The sequence below is a fragment of the Bradyrhizobium sp. DOA1 genome (assembly GCF_001593325.1).
Lineage (GTDB): Bacteria > Pseudomonadota > Alphaproteobacteria > Rhizobiales > Xanthobacteraceae > Bradyrhizobium.
In genome coordinates, this window is record NZ_JXJM01000001.1 from 4337063 (window position 1) to 4355613 (window position 18551).

General features: G+C 65.7%; 19 protein-coding genes and 1 pseudogene. 6 read left to right on the forward strand and 14 right to left on the reverse strand.

Annotation, left to right across the window (positions count from 1 at the left end; translation table 11 throughout):
• The 3 genes from SE91_RS20420 to SE91_RS20430 form a co-directional block, all read right to left on the reverse strand.
• Positions 1 to 609: Bug family tripartite tricarboxylate transporter substrate binding protein (locus SE91_RS20420; RefSeq protein WP_249762076.1), on the reverse strand; the 609-nt coding region annotated here is incomplete at its 3' end.
• A gap of 74 nt (positions 610 to 683) precedes the next feature.
• Positions 684 to 1589 carry a VOC family protein gene (locus SE91_RS20425; RefSeq protein WP_061848865.1) on the reverse strand — a complete coding sequence of 302 codons (906 nt, stop codon included), beginning with the start codon at positions 1587 to 1589 and terminating at the stop codon, positions 684 to 686.
• Positions 1590 to 1599: 10 nt separating this feature from the next.
• A complete protein-coding gene (locus SE91_RS20430) occupies positions 1600 to 2592 on the reverse strand; it encodes a zinc-dependent alcohol dehydrogenase family protein (RefSeq protein ID WP_061848866.1) in 993 nt (330 codons plus the stop codon).
• 111 nt (positions 2593 to 2703) lie between these two features.
• Here SE91_RS20430 and SE91_RS20435 point away from each other — a divergent pair, with 111 nt between their 5' ends.
• From SE91_RS20435 to SE91_RS20445, 3 genes are all read left to right on the forward strand, one after another.
• Positions 2704 to 3405 (forward strand): GntR family transcriptional regulator, encoded by a 702-nt coding sequence (locus SE91_RS20435; protein WP_061848867.1) that lies wholly within the window; start codon positions 2704 to 2706, stop codon positions 3403 to 3405.
• 98 nt (positions 3406 to 3503) lie between these two features.
• Positions 3504 to 4367, forward strand: coding sequence for a fumarylacetoacetate hydrolase family protein (locus tag SE91_RS20440; protein ID WP_008553620.1), 864 nt, complete (start codon positions 3504 to 3506; stop codon positions 4365 to 4367).
• A gap of 8 nt (positions 4368 to 4375) precedes the next feature.
• A complete protein-coding gene (locus SE91_RS20445; protein ID WP_060735563.1) occupies positions 4376 to 4966 on the forward strand; it encodes an amino acid synthesis family protein in 591 nt (196 codons plus the stop codon).
• 21 nt (positions 4967 to 4987) lie between these two features.
• On the opposite strand, the gene SE91_RS20450 is transcribed toward SE91_RS20445, so the two are convergent.
• From SE91_RS20450 to SE91_RS35425, 5 genes are all read right to left on the reverse strand, one after another.
• The gene (locus SE91_RS20450) at positions 4988 to 5752 is read right to left on the reverse strand and encodes a hypothetical protein (protein ID WP_061848868.1); all 765 of its coding nucleotides are present in this window, start codon (positions 5750 to 5752) and stop codon (positions 4988 to 4990) included.
• 196 nt (positions 5753 to 5948) lie between these two features.
• Positions 5949 to 6392 (reverse strand): hypothetical protein, encoded by a 444-nt coding sequence (locus SE91_RS20460; RefSeq protein WP_060735562.1) that lies wholly within the window; start codon positions 6390 to 6392, stop codon positions 5949 to 5951.
• A 21-nt stretch (positions 6393 to 6413) separates the two neighbouring features.
• Positions 6414 to 9830 carry a CHAT domain-containing tetratricopeptide repeat protein gene (locus tag SE91_RS20465; protein ID WP_061848869.1) on the reverse strand — a complete coding sequence of 1139 codons (3417 nt, stop codon included), beginning with the start codon at positions 9828 to 9830 and terminating at the stop codon, positions 6414 to 6416.
• Positions 9831 to 10030: 200 nt separating this feature from the next.
• Entirely contained in the window at positions 10031 to 10792 is a 762-nt protein-coding gene (locus SE91_RS20470) for a hypothetical protein (RefSeq protein WP_061848870.1), read from the reverse strand.
• A 15-nt stretch (positions 10793 to 10807) separates the two neighbouring features.
• Complete coding sequence (locus SE91_RS35425) at positions 10808 to 10996, reverse strand: hypothetical protein (protein WP_008553585.1); 189 nt, start codon at positions 10994 to 10996, stop codon at positions 10808 to 10810.
• Positions 10997 to 11250: 254 nt separating this feature from the next.
• Here SE91_RS35425 and SE91_RS20475 point away from each other — a divergent pair, with 254 nt between their 5' ends.
• A complete protein-coding gene (locus SE91_RS20475) occupies positions 11251 to 12219 on the forward strand; it encodes a DUF2336 domain-containing protein (RefSeq protein WP_061848871.1) in 969 nt (322 codons plus the stop codon).
• 234 nt (positions 12220 to 12453) lie between these two features.
• Here SE91_RS20475 and SE91_RS20480 read toward each other — a convergent pair whose 3' ends face one another.
• From SE91_RS20480 to SE91_RS20490, 3 genes are read right to left on the reverse strand one after another with little or no spacing between them, the layout of a single operon-like run.
• Entirely contained in the window at positions 12454 to 12798 is a 345-nt protein-coding gene (locus SE91_RS20480; protein WP_008553573.1) for a DUF1491 family protein, read from the reverse strand.
• A 56-nt stretch (positions 12799 to 12854) separates the two neighbouring features.
• On the reverse strand, positions 12855 to 13556 hold the full coding sequence (locus SE91_RS20485; protein WP_061848872.1) for a peptidoglycan-binding domain-containing protein: 702 nt from the start codon (positions 13554 to 13556) through the stop codon (positions 12855 to 12857).
• The gene (locus SE91_RS20490; RefSeq protein WP_061848873.1) at positions 13549 to 15393 is read right to left on the reverse strand and encodes a PAS domain-containing sensor histidine kinase; all 1845 of its coding nucleotides are present in this window, start codon (positions 15391 to 15393) and stop codon (positions 13549 to 13551) included. The genes SE91_RS20485 and SE91_RS20490 overlap by 8 nt, the downstream gene beginning before the upstream one ends.
• A 410-nt stretch (positions 15394 to 15803) precedes the next feature.
• On the opposite strand from SE91_RS20490, the gene SE91_RS20495 reads away from it, so the two are divergent.
• The gene (locus SE91_RS20495) at positions 15804 to 16247 is read left to right on the forward strand and encodes a DUF5330 domain-containing protein (protein WP_060735557.1); all 444 of its coding nucleotides are present in this window, start codon (positions 15804 to 15806) and stop codon (positions 16245 to 16247) included.
• A 62-nt stretch (positions 16248 to 16309) separates the two neighbouring features.
• On the opposite strand, the gene SE91_RS20500 is transcribed toward SE91_RS20495, so the two are convergent.
• Positions 16310 to 16795 (reverse strand): cupin domain-containing protein, encoded by a 486-nt coding sequence (locus SE91_RS20500; RefSeq protein WP_061848874.1) that lies wholly within the window; start codon positions 16793 to 16795, stop codon positions 16310 to 16312.
• 195 nt (positions 16796 to 16990) lie between these two features.
• On the opposite strand from SE91_RS20500, the gene SE91_RS20505 reads away from it, so the two are divergent.
• Positions 16991 to 17419, forward strand: coding sequence for a SufE family protein (locus SE91_RS20505; RefSeq protein ID WP_060735556.1), 429 nt, complete (start codon positions 16991 to 16993; stop codon positions 17417 to 17419).
• Positions 17420 to 17527: 108 nt separating this feature from the next.
• On the opposite strand, the gene SE91_RS20510 is transcribed toward SE91_RS20505, so the two are convergent.
• Positions 17528 to 17944 carry a Ros/MucR family transcriptional regulator gene (locus SE91_RS20510; protein ID WP_008553547.1) on the reverse strand — a complete coding sequence of 139 codons (417 nt, stop codon included), beginning with the start codon at positions 17942 to 17944 and terminating at the stop codon, positions 17528 to 17530.
• 139 nt (positions 17945 to 18083) lie between these two features.
• Positions 18084 to 18551 (reverse strand): annotated as a pseudogene (locus tag SE91_RS20515) (DUF308 domain-containing protein); the annotation flags it as partial.

Consider the following 18551-nt stretch of genomic DNA (forward strand, 5'->3'; position numbering starts at 1 on the left):
GATGACCGGAACCTCGCCGCCGAGCAGCGCGGTGATGGATTGGGAATCGCCGCGATACGGTACGTGCAGGACCTCGACTCCTGCGGTCGCGTTCAGCAGCTCGCCGGCGAGGTGATGGGTGCTGCCGAACCCCACCGATCCAAAGCTGAGCGAACCAGGCTTCGCCTTCGCCATGGCGACGAGCTCGCCGAGCGATTTTGCCGGATGGTCGTTACGCACGGCGATGACGAGCGCGTAGTACACCAGCGTGGAGACCATCTCGAAGCTGTCGGCGGGCTGATAGGCGAGGCTCTTGTAGGTCGCCGCGGAAATCGCGTGGGCGCCGGTGACGAGCCCGATCGTGTAACCGTCGGGCGCAGCTTTCGCGATCGCATCCGCAGCGATGTTGCCGCCAGCGCCGGGCTTGGCCTCGACGATGATCGGCTGCCCGAGCCGCTTCGAGAGGCCGTCGGCAATGATGCGCGACAACGTGTCGGCCGCCCCGCCGGCGGCAAAACCGTGCAGCAGGCGGATCGGGCGGGACGGATAATTGTCCGCCGACGCAGGGACGGTCGCCAGACAACCGCCAAGCAGAAAAATGGCCGCAGCAAGCCGCTTCACCCGTCGCATGGATGCTTCCTCCCCTTGATCGTTATGTCGTTGGCCGCAGCGTGTGCGGCGTCGTTCCGTCGAATTCGAATCCGCTAACGGGCGAACTCGGTGCATTCAGGCGAAGGCGCCATGCCCCAGACGTCGCGCGGCAGGCCGACCCAGATCTTGGGCCGCTGCGGACGATCGCGATGCCAGGGCCGCGGCTCGAAATAGCCGAGCGCCTCGTCGGTCATGCGGTCGAGATCGCAAAACAGCTCGACGAGATGCCCGTCGGGATTGCGGTGATAGATCGCGGTGTTGTGCCCGGGGCCGTGGCGAACCGGGCCCCAGAGCACGGGCAGCTTGTGCCGCGCGAGATGGTCGCAGGCCTGATGCATGTGGGCGGGACCGCGCAGCTCGAAAGCGAGATGATGCAGGCCGCGCACGGGTGCGCGGGCAAAGTTCAGCGTGTGGTGTTCGAAGCCGCTGCGCATGAAGACGAAGCGGTCCTCGATCCAGTCGGAGACCCGCAGGCCCATGAAATTGGCATAGAAGTCCGAGGCCGCGTGCGGATCGGGCGTACGAAGGGCGACATGGCCGAGCTTGCTGACGGCAAGCGCACCGATGCGCTCCTGCGCGGGCGTCGGCGTCCAGCCCTGGATCAGCTCGAAGCGTGTCCCCTCGGGATCGCTGAACGACAGCAGCCTGGAGACGCCAGGCAAGGAATCGCTCTGAAGCTCTGGCCGCAGATCGGCTTGCTTGAGCGCAGCGCCGAGCGCCTCGATCTGCACATCGGGAGATATCTCGAAGGCGATGCTCTTCAATTCGGCGTCACCGGGCTCGATCACGAGCGAGAGCTGCTCGGAATCGTTGGCGAGAAAGACGCGGTCACTGTCGCGGCCGACGAGGCCAAGGCCGATCACGGCGCGGTAATAGTCGAGCAGCCGCTCCGGATCGGGCGAGGCAAAGGTGGCGTGCCGCAACCGGGTGAAGCGTGCAATGGGTGACTGTGTCGTCATCGTCCACCCCTCATGGCGTCATGATGATCTTGCCGAGCGCGGAGCCCTGCTCGAGCAGCGTGTGGGCCTTCCTGACCTCGTCGAGCTTCAGGACCGCCGAGATCGCCGGCCTGATCGCATTACGGCCCAGGGCATCGATCACATTGCGCATCAGGGCGCGACGCCCGTCGCGATCGTGGTCGTAGATATGAAAGGAGAAGCAGCGCACGGCCGGACAGATATCGAGATAGTTGCGCATCGTCCCCATCAGGTTCTCTTCCGGCAGTCCCGCGAAGGCGTTGTACGACAGCAGCGTGCCCCATTTGCCGAGCGCGCCGAGATAGGCGGTGAACTCCGGCCCGCAGACGTGATCGAGCACGAGGCCGACGCCCTCGCCGTTGGTGAGTTCGCGGGTTCGCGCCACCACATCTTCACTCCGATAGAAGATAACATGATCGGCGCCGTTGCTGCGCGCGAACTCCGCCTTCTCTTCGGTCGAGACCGTGCCGATGACATTTATCTGCGCGAGCTTCGCCAACTGCACCAGCGCCGTGCCGACGCCGCCGGCCGCGCCGATCACCAGCACGCTTTTAGGCGCGCGCGGATGGTTGCACTCGTGCAGCAGCGCGTACGCGACCTGATAGTTCGACAGGCACACCGCCGCTTGCAGATCGACGTTGTCGGGCAGCGCGTGAACGGCGTCCGTCGGCGCGACCACGTAATCGGCGTAACAGCCGCCGCGCTGGGACAGATCGCGCGCGCTCAGCAAGACCTTCTGGCCGATCGCAAAGCCCTCGACATCAGGCCCGAGCGCCGCGATGCGGCCCGCGACGTCATTGCCGGGATTGGCCGGCAGCGGCGGCATCCATTTGTAGACGCCGCGCCGGATCAGCACGTCGGGCTGGCCGACCCCGAACGCATCGGCCCGGATCTGCACTTGGCCGGGTCCGGGCACCGGCACGGGAAGCTCGACCAAGTCGAGTGCATCCGGCCCACCCGGCTGACGCACCAGCACCGCTCTCATGATTCAGCCGCCTCCCAAGTCCCTATTTTCGAAAATCATACCGTTTGCGAAAATTATTGCAAGATGGTCGTTGGCGCGGCATCTTGGGCCATTGATTCAACGACAGACATCATGCCCGACAGCGCCATCCGCCCCCGCAAGGAATTCGGCAAGACCATTGCTGCCGACATCACGCATCGCTTGCGCGAGGAGATCGTTGCCTGCGCGCTTCCGCCGGGTGAGCCGCTGCGCTTCGACGTGCTGCGCGAACGGTTCGGCGCGAGCTTCACGACGCTGCGCGAGGCGCTGACGGCGCTTGCCGCCGAAGGACTGGTCGATGCGCAGGAGCAGCGCGGATTTCGCGTGGCGCCGGTCAGCCGCCAGGATCTGGTGGAGGTCACCGACGCGCGGGTCCTTATCGAGATGGAATTGATCCGCCGCGCGATCGCGCGAGGCGATGACGATTGGGAAATCGCCGTGATCTCGACGCTGCACCGATTGAAGCGGATCGAGCAGCGCGATCCCGAACACCCCTTGCGCGACCCCGAGTGGAAGATCGCCCATCGCCAATTCCACCAGGCGCTGGTGTCCGCCTGCGGCTCGGCGACGCTGCTCGCCATTCGCGCCGAGTTGTTCGATCGCGCCGAGCGCTACCGGCATCTCTCCGCCAATTTCCGGCCGCGCCCGCGCGACAAGGCCGGCGAGCACCAGGCGATCATGCAGGCCGCCATATCCCGCAATGCGGATCTCGCCGTGCAACTGATCGAGGCGCATATCCGCTCGACGTCGGACAATGTGGCGACCTACGCCGGCCACCTGCTCGATACCGAATAGGCCGTAACAGGAATTTCGGACGCGGCGGGCTTGCGTCGCGCCTAATTTTCGAAAATAATACACAAGATCGAAAATTGGAACCTTCGGGGCGAGAAACCATGAAGCTACTGTCATTCTGGGATGGAAATCGGGAAAGCTGGGGCGCCGTTGTCGAAAACGGAATCGTCGATCTCTGCCGCGCCCTGCCCCAGTACCCTGTTCTCGCCGACTTCGTCGGCAGCGATGACTATGCGCGCCGCGAAGCCATCGTCGCCGCACACAAGCCGACGATGGCGCTGAGCGACGTCAAATATCTGCCAGTGATCCCCCGCCCCGAGAAGATCGTCTGCGCCGTGCGCAATTATCTCGACCATCACAACGAGGCGGTCGCGTTCGGCATGAAGCGCGAGATCACCGAATTCCCGCCGATCTTCCTGCGGGTCTGGCGCTCCCAGGTGGCGCACAATGCGCCGGTGATCCGGCCGAAAGTCTCGGACAATTTCGACTGGGAGGGCGAGCTCGCCGTCGTCATCGGCAAGGGCGGTCGTCACATCAGCCAGGCCGACGCCTGGAGCCACGTGGCGGGATATTCGATCTACAACGATGTCAGCGTTCGCGACTGGCAGCGCCACGCCCAACAGATCGCTTCCGGCAAGAACTTCGTCGGCACCGGCCCGTTCGGCCCGTGGCTGGTCACGCCCGACGAGATCGGCGACCCGACCAAGCTGAAGCTCGAGACGCGCGTCAACGGCGCGACTGTGCAATCCTCTGACACCTCGATGCTGATCTTCTCGATCCCGCGGCTGATCGAATATTGCTCGACCATCTTCGACCTCGTGCCCGGTGACGTCATCGCCACCGGCACGCCGGCCGGTGTCGGCTTCACGCGCAAGCCCCCGGTCTTCCTCAAGCCGGGCGACGTCGTGGAGGTCGAGATCGAGAACATCGGCGTGCTCCGCAATCCCGTCGTGGACGAGGCATAGCATCGCGCATGTCATACGACATTCGAAAGACCGCGGTCGGCGTCGAGACGATCTGGCACGAGCGCGGCCCGCGGCTGGAGCAGCCGCTGCTGGTCGGCACCGCCGTCGCAGTCATCCGCAATCCCTTCGCCGGTCGCTTTGAATCCGACCTGATGCCGTTTCAGGCGTCCTTGCGCGAGCTCGGGCGCGAGCTGGCGACACGTCTGATCGCGCAGCTCGGCGGCGCAGAGCGCATCGAAGCCTATGGCAAGGGCATCATCGTCGGCGAGGACGGCGAGCTCGAGCATGGCGCGGTCTGGCACGAAGCCGGCGGCCACGGCATGCGCGAGGTGCTGAGCCGATCCAAGGAGCAGCCGAAGGCGATCGTGCCGGCCGCAAAGACCATCGGCGGACCCGGCACGCGCCTGATGGTGCCGCTGGGCCATATCCACGCCGCCTATGTCCGTAGCCATTTCGGCACGGCCGAGATGACGCTGTGGGACGCGCCGCGACGCGACGAGATCGCTTTCGGCCTCGTGATGGCGACGGGCGGCCGCCCGCATGCGCGCATCGGCGGCCTCAAGGCATCGGAGATTTCAGTACACGACGGGCAGCGCTGACCGACGGGCGTCCACGTTCAGCTATCCGAGCATTCCCTTTAGTCCCGCGTAGATCGAGCCGAAGGCCGTTGCGGCGACACCCGCCAGCGGCCCGACGGTCTGCATGAGATCCTGGATCAGGCGGGCGCGGCGGCGCAGCTGCTCCTCGCCGACATGCTGCCCGAGCAGGCGCGCCACCCTGAATGCGAAGGCGTTCGGCTTGCCTCCCTGGGTCAGCACACGCGGCAAGATCTGGAAGATCACAACGCTGAGAATGTTGCCGGAGACGAAGGCGAGCAGGATGCTCGCGCCATATTCGAACACTTCACGCCATTCGATCCAGATCGTCGGAAGGATCGGGACATGATCGTGGATCCCCGTGACTGTCAGCATCGACAGGACGCTGACGGCCGCCGCCAGGAACGCCAGCACGAGCGCCGTCAGGGCGGACACCCGGTGCAACGGATAGGCCACGAAGCCGAACAGCAGCGGTATGACAATCGATGCAATCCGAAGCGGGATCGGGGACACGTTGAAAGTGATGGTCACGAGCACGTGCGCGATCACCAGCAGCAGGGATGGAATGACCACATAGAGCACCGCATGCGTGCCGTAATAGCGCAGCGGATTGTTGTGGCGCTCGAGGCGGACATTGACGCGATCGAGATCGCGCCTGAGCTTGTCCAGGTCGGCAACGATCTCGTCGATCTCGAGCAGGGTCGGCCGCACGACGCGCAGATCCCGCGAGCAGTGCTTGCACGCAATGGCTTCGTCCTTGATGGTCTCGGCGCAGAACGGACATTCCATCGCTAGCGCGACTTCCTTTGCCTCATGATGGTCTCGACCTCGTCCCTGGCCCGCCGCAGTTCATCGCGCAAGTGCTCGCGCTTGCGCAGGAGATCGTCCCGCTCCGCAATCAGCGTCGCGGGAACGGCGATGTCGCGTCCGCAAGACGCGCAAACCAGCGCCCCCTCCGCAGTCCCGGACTGGCAGTAAGGACAACTCACTTGGGCGCGACCTTGAGGGTGAACATTGCCGTGCCCGGCCGGCCATCGCTATCCTTGATGTCGACACGCATCGTGTATTCGCCCGGCGGCAGCTCCGCATCATGCATGTTGATGCCGTCAGGCTGCACGAAGGGCTTGACCCGAGGGGTCAGGTCGACATTCGGCGTCCGGAGGAAGATCACCTTGACGGATTCCGGATCGATCTTGGCCCCGCCATAGGATTGGAATTTCAATACCAGCCGCAGGGGTGAACTCGCGGGGGCGCCCGGCGAGACGAACTCGATCTTGGGGCCGCGCATGATGCCGCGCTGATCGACGGCGACCGCGCCCTTCGGAGGCGGCAGCTGGGCTTCCTCTTCCGTGATCAACGGCGCGGCGCGCGATGATCCCGCCGCCAACAAACCTGCAGCCACAAGGCCCAGTAGAATATTCCGCTTCATTTTCTCCCCCTCCCCTTTTCGTCACCGCAAGCCGCCATCGCCGATGATGGTGTAAGGCGCCCAGAACAGCGGATGCGCGTAGGCAAACTCGGTCTTGCCTTCGCCGTTGAGATAACCGGGACCATCGACGAGGGCCATCGTCGCCTGGCGCAGCGCTTCGCTGCGCGACAGCTTGGGATCGTCGGCCTGCCGCTTGAACAGGTCCGTCACCAACTGCCGTGCGGACTGCGAATGCACCGACCAGTTCGTCACCAGCAGGGCGCGCGTGCCGGCGTAGAAGAACGCACGGCCGAGCCCGGAGGCCGCCTCGGCCCCTGCGCCCGCACCGGCGCCGGTGTTGCAGGCGGACAGGACGACCCAGTCCGCGTCCAGCTTGAGACCGAGGATCTCTTCCATCGTCAGCAGCCCGTCGCCGCCCTCGCCCGTCACAACCGGCGACGACAAGGCGAGCGCCGGCTGCGTCAGGCCGTTGAGCTCGCCCGGGACCAGGCCGTGGGTGGCAAAGGCCAGGATCCTGAAGCCGGAGAGATTCATGGTCTTCACCGCGCTCTCGGTCGCGCTCTTGCCGAGGAACAGCACCTTGGAGGGATCCGCCTGCAAGACCAGCGCGATCGACTTCAACTCCTCGGCGGTATCGGGAAGCCGAGGCAGGAGACCGAGCTCGGCGCTGTCGACACCGTCGAGCTTGGGACTGTTGCGCCGCTTCAGCGGCCCGCCGCGCGTCATGTTGCCGCCTGCATCGGCGACCTGAATCTTCTCAGCGGTGCCTTCCGCCTCGGCGTGCTGCTCGCTGTTGAAATAGGGATCGCCGAACGCCACGAGATCGCCGCGGCCGGGCTTGCCGGGCGGCAATTGCCGCAGCGTGCGCAACGCTGCCGCCGACGGCACCGTCGACACGGCATGGGTTCGCGCCAGCCACGGCACGTTGCGGTAACCGACGAAGAGCGGATCCTCGTCCGCGGCCACGTCCGCCGGTGCCGTCGGCAACAAGGACAGGGGCAGCAGTCCGAGCGCGCCGTTGGTCACGACGATCAGGTTCTTGGCCGGCTTCCAGCCGCTCTCGACGGGCTTGAGCAGCAGCTCGTACAGCTCATGGCCGAGCTTGAGGTCGAAGGGCGGAATGTCCGAGATCATCGCAGCCTGCGGCTCGAGCGCTTCCCGCAGCTTGCGGATCTTGCTCTCGATGTCACCGATCTTGGCCTGGACGGCAGCGAACGCCACCGGCCCCGACTTCGGCACGGCCCAGACGAAACTGCCGTTCTGGCCGAAATAGAACGACAACATCGCCTCGTCGTCGCCGAGCGTTGCGCGGATCTCAGCGACGCTCGGCGGCTTGGGCGAGACGAGATCGGCGTAGATCGGGAATTTCTGCTTGATCTCCTGGCGCGCCTTGTCGCGCTGGCCGCGCAAGGTGGCAATCGAGGCCTGGATTTGTGCAACACCTTTCTCGTCGCGCTCCGCCGCAGGAAGCGCGAGCACGTTGTTGAGCGTGCCGAGCTGGGCGTTGACCTGCTTGGTCAGGTCCTGCTCCTTGCGCACGAGTTCGGCGAGCGCGGGATCCTTTGCCGCCGCACGCGCACTCGAGGCTGCCAATGCCTGCTGCACCGAGCGGCCGCGGACGGCATCGGCCAGGCTGAACGTCTCTTCGCCAACCTCCTTGCCGGCTCCTTCCACCCTGCCGAGCAGCAGCAGATAGCTCTCGACGATGGTCTGCAGCCGCTGGCTGCGCGCGGCCACCACGGTGGTGTTCTCGTCGTCGGCGTTCTCGTTGGCGCTCGCCATCATGACCGGAATGGCGGCCTTGAACTCCCTGATCGCATCGGCGTCGCGGCGGGCGCGCATCAATCCAACCGCCAGCGTGCCGCGCGCGGAGGCGGCGTCGAAATGATTTTCGCCGACCCGGGCGATCTGCTTCTTCACGAGCTGCTCGGCGGCGGCAATGCCGGCGTCCAGCTGACCGGCGCCATAGAGCGACAGGATGCGGGACGGATTGAGCTCGAACACCTGGCGACGCTGCGGCTCCCAGCCCGCGACCGCCTTGTCGATCCGCGCAAACATCACGTTCGCTTCGGCGTTCTGACGCCGCAGCGTCAGGATGCCGGCGAGCTGCGACAGCAGTTGCACGGTGGTCTGCGACTCCTCGGGCACACCCACGGTCTTGTTGATCTCGAGGGCGACACGGCCGAGCTTCTCGGCCTCTTCGTAACGGCCCTGGTCGACCAGAATGCCAGCCAGGCCCATGACGTAGCGCGGCGTAACCGAGTTGTACTTGCCGGTATCCTTCAGGCGCGAGAGCAGCGCGCGGCGCGCGTCCACCTCGGCCTCGGCGAGCCGGCCCTGCTTCGCCTTCATGCGCGCCTGGCTCAACACGGTGCCGTCGATCGCCTGCAGCAGAAGCGTCTCGGCCGGCGCACTGTCCGACGCCATGATGGCTTTCGTGCTCGCGCGCTTGCGCAGCTCCCCGTTGCGATAGGCGGCCTCGGCGTCGGCGAACTGCCCGCGCGCCTCGAAGATCACGGCGCGCGTGAGCTCCAGCTCGCCCTCCCAGCTCTGGCCGAACTTCGCATAGGCCGCTCGCCAGTTGGGATGGCCGCTGGTGCGGGCCTCCTGGATCGCGGTCTGGCTGCGGCGGAGATAGGCTTCGGCCTGTGCGATGTCGCCCATCTGGATGAGAACGGCCGCGATCCCGCGGTTCGTCACGAACTGGAATCCCTTGGCGCCCGGCATGCTGGCCGATTCGCGCAAGAGCCTTTGCATGATCTCGAGCGCGCGCTTCGGATCGCCCGCGATCGAGTGCTGCAGAGACTGGAGCTGCAACATCCGCCCCAACAGATTCGGGCCGACGGCGCCGCGCCCGATTTCCACGGCCTTGTCGGCGTCGGTCATCGCTTCGGCGAGCCGGCCGAGCTGCGCGCGTGCATTGGCGCGATCGAAATAGAGCTGGGCGAGATCCTGGCGGGACTCCTTCCCGGTCGGTGCCGCGTCGGCCTCCGACTTCAATTCGGCGATCAGCTTCTCGTCGGGCTTGTCGCCGTCGAGGATGGCCGTGATGTCGGCGATGCTGCGCGGCGGCGCGACGAATTCCTTCGGCAGCGCCGTGCCCGCCTCGAGCTTGGGTGCGGTTTCCTTGGGAAGTTCGACCGCGACATTGGCGCGGCCATTGGCGGCATTCAGTGCCGCCATCACGCAAGCCCTGACCTGAGGCGTTGCCTTGGCACGGCAGGCTTCGAGATTGGCGCCACCCGCGGGCCCTCCGCCGGCGCGCATGCAGGCCTGCACGATCGGCCTGCCGACGGTCATCCGGCAATTCTCGAGCGCCGCTTCCTTGGTCAGCGCGGCTACGGAGCCGGTTGATCCGAGCAGAATGGCAAAGGCCAACAGGTGGCGGGCGGGAATGTCCAAACGGCTATTGCATGGACGCGCGGCGTCTAAGCTCATCTCGAAGGACCTTTGGGTAAAATGACTTTGAAGAAACGAGACAATCCTATCTGGCCGGCCCGGGAGGACAAGGGGGATCAATGCGGTTCCGGAAGCCTCACAGGCCGGGCCAGGCCCGGCAGAGGGGCCAAGGCTCCGCCGAGGGGCCGGTTCCAGGCTGATGGCGCTGATCAGTTGGGGACGAGCCGAGGGCGGCGTGCTCAGCCCTTCGAGACCACCGCGCGGCCGTAAGGCGGCTGTCCCGCGACCGGCGGATTGGCGGTCTGGGCGGCCAGTTCGCCGATCAGGCGGTCGGCGTCGGCGGCCATGCCGTCGGGCGCCTGGATCACCAGACGCTCCAGCGCCCAGCGGTAGGACGAGACGCGCTGCTCCAGGCATTGCTGTACCCACTGCACGATCAGCGAGTTCTCCTGCATGCGCGCCACCGCGTCGTCCCTCTCACGCGGCGAGAGGGAGGAGACGCGCGCCATGCTGGCATCGCGCTTCCTGTCGAGATCGATGACGCGGATCGCAGAGGCGAAGAACGGCTCGAACCGGGTGATGTCGTTGCGCACGTCCTCGATCAGCAGCGCATAGCGCGAGGAATGCGAGCGGTGCGGCTCGTCGATCAGGGTGCGCCCGTACATCGTGCGGTCGAACACGATCTTCTGCCGCCAGGGCGATGGCAGCGCCTTGTAGTCGCCGAACACGCTCTTCCATGCGGGGCGCGACAGCGGCGGCTCGATCATGGGATAGGCGAGATCGCGGAGCTGACGCTCCTCGTCAGTGAGCTGAAATTGCGAGGGCCTCAGGCCGACGCTGGCGGTGGCCTCCGCACCCAGCCAGCGGTGCATGTCGTCGCTGCGCATGCTCTCGCGCGTGCGGCCGAAATCTCCGCCGCTACAGGCGCCCAGCATCGCGCCGAGCAGCGCGAGCAGGACGGCCGATAAAAAGGGCCGGATCTGGCGGATGGGCTCCGGCATTGCAAAAACCCGAAATCAGCGGCGACGACGACGGCGCCCCGGCGCTGTGCCCTGCTCCGGCCCGCGATCGCCGCTGGTTTCGTCCGCCTCACGCTCGATACGAATCACGGGAAGGATCACGATCGTTCCCATGTCCGCGCGCGGAGCGACATCCCCCGACGAGCCCACCCGGCGACCGGCCGGAAATTCAATGATGGTCCCCATGTCAGCTCTCTTCGATTGCCGCGCGACCGAACGCGCCCCTGCAACATGTCAAGCATTAAGATCAGTTCATGGTTAACGGGGTGTAAACGCGGCCTCCGGACCGTAAACGAACGGACGTGCCGCGCCGTCCCGCTGCGGCACGACAACGCTCAAATCGCCGGGCCAGCTTCACGCCTCGTTTTCCTTAACGAGGCTTTAAACGAAGCTGCGATAGGCTGGCCCGCAAGTGTCTCTCCCGAGTTGCGTACGCTTCCATGACCAAGTCGCTGTTTCCCGGATTCGATGGGCTGATGACCCTCTCCCGTCGCGAAGGCGTCGACGTCCGTCCGACGCTGCTGCGCGTGCTGACAGATCTCTACGTCCAGACGCGCGTCCACAGTGACGACGAACAGCGCCAGTTCATCGAGCTTGCAACGCGGCTGATCGACCAGGTCGACGACGCGACGCGTGCGGCGATCAAGGCCAAGCTCGCGGTCTATCCGCAAACGCCCGTCCCGGTGCTGCAGAAGCTCGGGCTGGTGGCCACCCAGGAAGGCCGCAGGGTTCCGCTCGCGCGCGAAATTCCCTCGCCCGCGCCCACACCGCTGCGCACGCCCACCGAGGCCGAGCAGCGCATGGCGTCGAACATGGCGATGCAGCCAAAGGACGCCGCCGAGATCCACGACATGTTCTTCCGCGCCGCCGCCTCCGAGCGCGCGCTGATCCTGCACAATCTGGCGCAGACCCCGCTGAAGGCCGCGCCGCGGATTCCGACCGTGCGCGCCAGGCGCGCGATCCAGATCCTGGAGATGGCCGCGATCGCGGGCGACGTCGAGAACTTCACCTTCGAGCTCGGCGACAGCCTGATCCTGCCCTCGCGCGTCGCCGCCCAGATCGTCGACGATGCCGGCGGCGAGCCGCTCGCGGTTGCCGCGCGCGCGCTCGACATGCCGAGCCCGGTGTTCCAGCGCATTCTCCTGTTCTTCAGGCCGGAAATCGGGACGTCCGTGAACGAGGTGTACCGGCTGTCGCGGCTCTATGACCGCCTCAGCGATCGCTCGGCGCTGGTGATGCTGGCAGCCTGGCGCGGCTCGACGCTCGCCGTCACCCGCGCCAAGTATCAGTCATCGCTGCATGACGGCGAGCGCCAGCGCGCACGTGCCGGCGCCAGCCAAACGCGGCCGGGAGTGCAGCCCGGCTCTAGCCCGACCGTGCGCACCGGCACCAGCTCGTCGGAGCGTTGACCACCGCGATCGGCGCTATCGTTGTGAGACGCGTAAGGCGTCTCGAGCTCGTCATTGCCAATGCGGCGAGCAACTCGTTTCTTTCTCGTGCCCCGGACGCAGCGCAGCGCCTCTTCGGCGGTGCGCTGCAGAGCCGGGGCCCATTTCGCCGCATCGCTCATGCCGCTTTCTGGGTCCGGCTCTGCACGGCAACGCTGATGCGTTGCCGCTTGTCCGGGACACGGTCGGCGGCAGTCAGCCCTTCGCCAGCTCGAGAAAGTGGCGCCCCGCGCGGTCCTCGGTCTCGACGATCCAGGCATCCGGATCGAAGCGGATTTCCTTGCCCAGCCTTTCCTCGATGGTGTGGTCCGGCAAGGGCCGCGGCGCGACCGGCACGAAGAAGCGATCGACCGGGCGGCCATCGTCATAGACCGTCTGCGGCGCGGGCCCATACAGCATCGCATTGCCGTCGAGCAGCGACACTTTGACGAACACCGCGCCCGCCTCCTCGGCCCCGCGGCGGCGCACGGCGCCGAACACGCCCTCGGTTTGGCAGCGGCGCAAATATGCCGCCACCCAGATGTTGGATTTCAAACGCATGAATCGAACGATAGGCCAGTGGCGCAGTCAGCGCCAGCCGTGCACGCGCGTGGAAATTATTCGACCGGACGGCCGATCGCCGCACCGAGCTCGCGCAGCAGCCGGTCGGACACCTGGCCGGTGACCTGCATCTTGTGCTCGCGCTCGAATTTCTGGATCGCGGACTGGGTCTCGGCACTCATCGTGCCCGTGATCTTCAAATTGCCGTAGCCATATTCGGACAGCGCGCGCTGCACGCCGGCGATGCGTCGCGCGGCCGGGCTCTGCGCCGGAATCGGCGCAGGCGGACGCATGGCGGCGGGCGGCACCGAGGTCGTCGCCTTGACCAGATTGGCCATCGGATCGCTCGCGCGCGTCGAGGCGGTCGCCTCGACGGGTTTTTCCGGCGGCTTCTCGGCGGCACGCTCGGCGGGTTTCGGCTCTGCGCGGAACTCCGTCGCGCGCGGCTCGAGCGGCGAGGTGTCGGCGCCGACAGGGCGCGGACGCGGCAAGGGATTCGACAGCGACGCGGACGACGGCGCGGGAAGATTGATCACCGTGCCGAACATCGGCGCCGGATGCCGGCCGGTCTGAAGGAACAGCGCATTGGCGACGATCGCACCGACCGCGGCGATGGCGACGAGGCCGGCCAGCGTATCCTTGGGACTGTGCAGCAGCACGCGCATCACGAGGTTGCGCTCGGTCTCGACATCGATGACCGCCGCCTTGGCGCCACGACGGCGCGGCGCGGTGTCGTCCTTTGCAGACTTCTTAGGCACTTTTCTTCACCAGAGCGGGTTGGTTCTGAGCTTCCTGGCGCAGCACCGGCGTCAGGGTCGCGATCTTGCTCTCGCCCGCCTTCTCATCGGCGAGCTTGACTTGCGGCGGCGTGTAGACCAGCGGCAGCTTGACGGTGACGGCCGTACCCTCGCCGAGCCTGCTTTGTACCGTCAATTCGCCGAGATGCAACGCCACGAGACTCTTGACGATCGAAAGTCCGAGGCCGGTGCCTTCGTGACGGCGCTGATAGGTCTTGCCGGCCTGGAAGAACGGCGCGCCGATGCGTTCGAGATCGTCGGGCGCGATGCCGACGCCGGTGTCGCTGATGCGTAGCGCGAGCTGCGAACCCGAGACTGCAGCGGTCACGGTGACCTGACCGCCGCGCTCGGTGAACTTGATGGCATTGGCGACGAGGTTGAGCACGATCTGCTTGAAGGCCCGGGGATCGCCGGTCATGACCGGCAGGTCCTGCGGCGCATCGGTGATGAGATCGATGCCGTTCTCTCGCGCTTTCAGCGCCAGCAGATTGCAGCAATGCATCAACGAGGCACGCGGCGCGAACGGCTCGGAGGCGATCTCGAAATTGCCTGATTCCATCTTGGACATGTCCAGGATGCCGTTGACGACCGACAGCAGGTGCTGGCCGGACGCGTTGATGAGCTCGGCGTATTCCTTGCGCTGGGCCGCGCCCAGCATCAGGGTCTGCTCCTGCGCGATCATCTCGGAGAAGCCGATGATGGCATTGAGCGGCGTGCGCAGCTCGTGACTCATGGTGGCGAGGAAGCGCGTCTTGGCGGCATCGGCCGCCTCGGCGGCGCTGCGGGCTTGGTCGAGCGCCTGCTCGGACAGCTTGCGGTCCGTGACATCGCGCATCACGGCGACGACTTCGGCCTCCTGCATGACGTCACGCGCCCTGTCCTGATCGAGCGGGCGGCAGCGCATCTCGACCCAGATGAAGTCGATCTGGCCGCGCTCGGAGCCGGCAGGCTCGCGCCGCAGCCGGAACTCGACGCTGCGCACGTCGCCGCGCGCAGCATCCGACAGAGCGGTGAGATAGGCCGGCCGATCAGCGACGTGGACGCGGTCGAACAGGCCATGGCCGAGCAGTTGCGTGACGGGCATGCCGAGCATAGCCTCCGCAGCCGGCGAGATGAACTGAACCGCGCCATTGCGCTGATGTCGCGAGATGACGTCGCTCATGTTGCGCGCGAGCAGGCGATAGCGCTCCTCCTCGCGCGACAACAGCGCAACGCTGGTGCGCGCGAGCGATTCCGCGCCGAAAGCAAGGCCCGCAGCGTACAGCGTCGCCGACGCCACGCCGAGGGCGATCAGCGCGCTGCGCTCTGCGGCGCTCGGTTCGCTCAGCGGGAGCCAGCCGAAATGGCCGACCAGGATCAGGATGCCGGCACAGGACAGCGCCAGCAGCGAGGCAAAGGCGGTGACGCGGCGCGAGGCCGATAGCGCGGCTTCCAGCGGAACCACCACCAGCCAGACCGCGGCAAAGGATTCGATGCCGCCGGTGGTGACCGCGACCGCCATGATCAGGCCGGCGAGCGCCAGCGACGACAACACGTGGGCGCCTTCATAGCGGCCGGTGCGCGACAGGAACCAGGACAACAGGATCGGCGCGATCAGCCAGGCGAAGGCCGCGACCTCGAGCGCGCTCGGCGCGCCGCGCACGACGAGATAGATCGGGAATGCAGCGAAGGCGGCCAGGCTGCCGAGCAGCCGCGGGGCCATGAAGGCACGATGGCGCGCTCGCGTCAGCGCATCGTAACGCGCGGAGGGATGCAGCAACGCATCGAGACAATCGCGGATGATACTCAAAACTGTCACGGGTCTCGCGCTTCGGCTCAATCGTCTTTAGAAGACGCGCCGGAACGCCTCCTTGTCGTTGAGCCACCGTGTCAGAGCGACCTTAAACGAGTGCTAAGGCGGGTCGGCATGCGGCCCGACACCGCGCCGTCGTGGGGCTTTTTAGACGATTTGGCGACGTCTTCGCTGCGGATGGTGAACACAGGGTTTCACCTCGCGCCACATGGTTTCGAATTGGTGGATGCGGGGCGGCCAGCAGTGTCACGGGCGCGGACGTCAATCGAAAATTTACCGCAGCGTCGATCGCGAAGAATTTTGCGTAAATTTTCGACCAATTAAGCTCAAGGCAATCACTTGCGATTTATCGAGGGTTGCTAGGTCCGACATCCGCGGCGATCGCCGCGAACGGGATCGAACGTACAGGTCGCAAGATGCGCTTTCTGCTCCGCATCACATTCTGGCTCGGGCTGGTGCTGGTGCTCCTGCCGCGGGACAAGACGCCCGAATCGGAGAAGCTGCCGCAGATCGGCGCCGCCGACGCGGTGCAGGCTGCGACTGCAGCCGTCTCCGATGCGACCCAGTTCTGCAAGCGCCAGCCCGCAGCCTGCGAGGTCGGCGGCCAGGCCGCGGCCATCATCGGCCAGCGGGCCCAGGACGGCGCGCGCAAGCTCTATCAGATCATCAACGACAAGAAAGAGCAGATCACCAACGAGAAGGTCGACGGCACCAAGACCGATCACAAGAAGGCGCCCGACCATACCGGCTCGATCGCGATGGCCGGCGAAGGCGACATTGCCGCGAGCGAAGCTATGCGGGATACCCTGACCCAGGACGACCTCGCGCTGGAATGGCGTGGTCCTCAGGCGGCGAATTAGAGCGCGTCCTCGCAAGCTTTGGCGATGACCGCGCGGCCCGCCGCTCCTCCTAACGAGAAAGTCTATTGGGCCTTCCGCGGATCATCGGTGGCATTCAGGTAATCGATACCGGTGGGGCCGACGCCGGTGATCTGAAAGATGACCTCTTCGTCTCGTGTTTCGGCGAACTGCCATACCTTGGGTGGGACATGCGAGAACGTGCCCGGGGGAAAAGCCAACAGTTTCGAGCTCTCGGCCTTGTCGCCGATCGCGGAATAGTAGGTTCCGGAAATGATCGTGCGGACCCGCTCGTCCGGATGAGAATGGACAGGCAATCTGAAATTGGCGGGCAGCTTAAGGCGGATCGTAAACAAGCCGGGTTTGGCGGGATTGCCGTGTAGCACAGCTATCTGTGCGCCCTTCGGCATTGAAGCTATTGGATTCCACTTCAGGTCGGCAGGCATGATGCGGGCGTATGCCGGCGACTGATCTTGCGCCTGTAGCGTTCGCGGAGATCCGAGCGGAATCACGAGGACGACAAGGGCGGCCAGCAACTTGAAGGAATGCATCGTTGCACTCCATGCTCGATTGGGCCGCTTCATTCTACGTCAAGTAGCCGGCGTTGGCGATGGCTCCATTCGAACGCTTTTGCTCAGCGACCACAGGCTGGCTGTAAGCACGCCGATCGTCGATTCGTGCCCGATCCCTATCGATTTCACGGCTTCGCGTCCCTATATTGGGTGGAAGCGGAACCGTGGGCCAGCATGACGACGATCAACGAAATCAGGGACAATTTCGAGCTTCTGGACGAGTGGGACGACCGCTACCGGTACGTCATCGAGCTCGGCCGAACCCTGGAACCGATGCCGGAGGCCGAGCACTCCGCCGAGAACAAGGTGAACGGCTGCGTCAGCCAGGTCTGGCTCCAGAAGCTGATCGACCGCAGCCATGGTGCACCGATCCTGAAATATCGCGGCGACAGTGACGCGCATATCGTGCGCGGGCTGGTCGCGATCGTGCTCGCGCTCTATTCCGGACGCACGCCGCAGGAGATCCTCAATACCGACGCCATCGCGGTGTTCAACGAGTTCGGCTTTCGCGATCATCTGACGCCGCAGCGGTCCAACGGACTGCGCTCGATGGTCGAGCGCATCAAGACCGACGCGAAAGAGGCACTGGCCGAAGCTTCGTAGGGTGGGCAAAGCGGAGCGTGCCCACCATCATAGATTCGATCACCGAGAGATGGTGGGCACGGCACGCAAGCGCGCGCCTTTGCCCACCCTACGAGATTAAGTCCTGAGCTACTTCCGCTTCCGCTGCTGCTGCCCGAGGCCCATCTGCTTGGCCAGCTGCGAGCGGGCTACCGCATAGTTCGGCGCGACCATGGGATAGTCGGCGGGCAGGCCCCATTTCTCGCGATATTGCTCGGGCGTCATGTTGTACTGGGTGCGCAGATGGCGCTTCAGCGACTTGAAGCGCTTGCCGTCTTCCAGGCACACGAGATAGTCCGGCGCGATCGACTTCTTGAGCGAGACCGCCGGCTTTGCCGGCTCGAGCGGCGCGGTCTCGGTACGGCCCGACGAGACCCGTACCAAGGCGCCATGCACCTGGCTGATCAGGTTCGGGATCTCGGCCGCAGGCGTCGGATTGTTGCTGAGATAAGCCGACACGATGCCCGCCGTCAGCTCGATGAAATTCTTGCCTCCCGCATCCGACATGCGCCCGCCCTTTCTACGCCTTGCGTCCCACGGGATTGACGACGTCAAAGTATTCCATGTCAAGAACACGTTCGGCTGAACACGACGACTGTCTACGATCGACTGATTACTGCTGAATGGCAGCCCTTTACTTGGGTACTCAGCCGCGCTGGTCGAGATGCGAGCGGAGTTCGTCGATGGAGGCAAAGCGCATCATGCCCTCCGGCATCTGCGCTTCGATCGAGCCGTCGGAATAGAGCGAATAGGCCATGCCGTCGACGACACCGGACTTGAGCACGGTGACGGGCGGCTGCTCGGGCGTGGCTGCGGACTCCGGTGCTGGCGGCGGCGGGGGAGCGGCTTCCTCAAAGGTCGAAGGCGAGCGCGGCGGCGGCGGGGGCCGGCGCGGGCTCACCGGCGGTTCCGTCGGGCGCATGCGCTCCGGCTTCGGCCAGGCATCGTCGAAACTGGCAGGCGGAGCGCCCTGGCCGGCGGGCGGTACGGGTTCGTCGTGAGGCGGCGGCGTCGTGTCCTCGGTGGCCTTCGCCTCCGTGCGCTCCCGCTCCTTGCGCGAGGTCGAGGCGAACAAGAGGTTGCGACGACGCGGCGCTTCCGGCGCCGCAGCAGG

Excerpts from the sequence above, each read along its gene's own strand:
- SE91_RS20480 (WP_008553573.1), bottom strand. The coding sequence starts at position 12,798 with ATGCGTTTGAAATCCAACATCTGGGTGGCGGCATATTTGCGCCGCTGC.
- SE91_RS20510 (WP_008553547.1), bottom strand. The coding sequence starts at position 17,944 with ATGTCGGATGCGGGAGGCAAGAATTTCATCGAGCTGACGGCGGGCATC.
- SE91_RS20500 (WP_061848874.1), bottom strand. The coding sequence starts at position 16,795 with ATGCATTCCTTCAAGTTGCTGGCCGCCCTTGTCGTCCTCGTGATTCCG.
- SE91_RS20460 (WP_060735562.1), bottom strand. The coding sequence starts at position 6,392 with ATGAAGCGGAATATTCTACTGGGCCTTGTGGCTGCAGGTTTGTTGGCG.
- SE91_RS20470 (WP_061848870.1), bottom strand. The coding sequence starts at position 10,792 with ATGCCGGAGCCCATCCGCCAGATCCGGCCCTTTTTATCGGCCGTCCTG.
- SE91_RS35425 (WP_008553585.1), bottom strand. The coding sequence starts at position 10,996 with ATGGGGACCATCATTGAATTTCCGGCCGGTCGCCGGGTGGGCTCGTCG.
- SE91_RS20475 (WP_061848871.1), top strand. The coding sequence starts at position 11,251 with ATGACCAAGTCGCTGTTTCCCGGATTCGATGGGCTGATGACCCTCTCC.
- SE91_RS20495 (WP_060735557.1), top strand. The coding sequence starts at position 15,804 with ATGCGCTTTCTGCTCCGCATCACATTCTGGCTCGGGCTGGTGCTGGTG.
- SE91_RS20440 (WP_008553620.1), top strand. The coding sequence starts at position 3,504 with ATGAAGCTACTGTCATTCTGGGATGGAAATCGGGAAAGCTGGGGCGCC.
- SE91_RS20445 (WP_060735563.1), top strand. The coding sequence starts at position 4,376 with ATGTCATACGACATTCGAAAGACCGCGGTCGGCGTCGAGACGATCTGG.
- SE91_RS20450 (WP_061848868.1), bottom strand. The coding sequence starts at position 5,752 with ATGGAATGTCCGTTCTGCGCCGAGACCATCAAGGACGAAGCCATTGCG.
- SE91_RS20465 (WP_061848869.1), bottom strand. The coding sequence starts at position 9,830 with ATGAGCTTAGACGCCGCGCGTCCATGCAATAGCCGTTTGGACATTCCC.
- SE91_RS20430 (WP_061848866.1), bottom strand. The coding sequence starts at position 2,592 with ATGAGAGCGGTGCTGGTGCGTCAGCCGGGTGGGCCGGATGCACTCGAC.
- SE91_RS20435 (WP_061848867.1), top strand. The coding sequence starts at position 2,704 with ATGCCCGACAGCGCCATCCGCCCCCGCAAGGAATTCGGCAAGACCATT.
- SE91_RS20425 (WP_061848865.1), bottom strand. The coding sequence starts at position 1,589 with ATGACGACACAGTCACCCATTGCACGCTTCACCCGGTTGCGGCACGCC.
- SE91_RS20505 (WP_060735556.1), top strand. The coding sequence starts at position 16,991 with ATGACGACGATCAACGAAATCAGGGACAATTTCGAGCTTCTGGACGAG.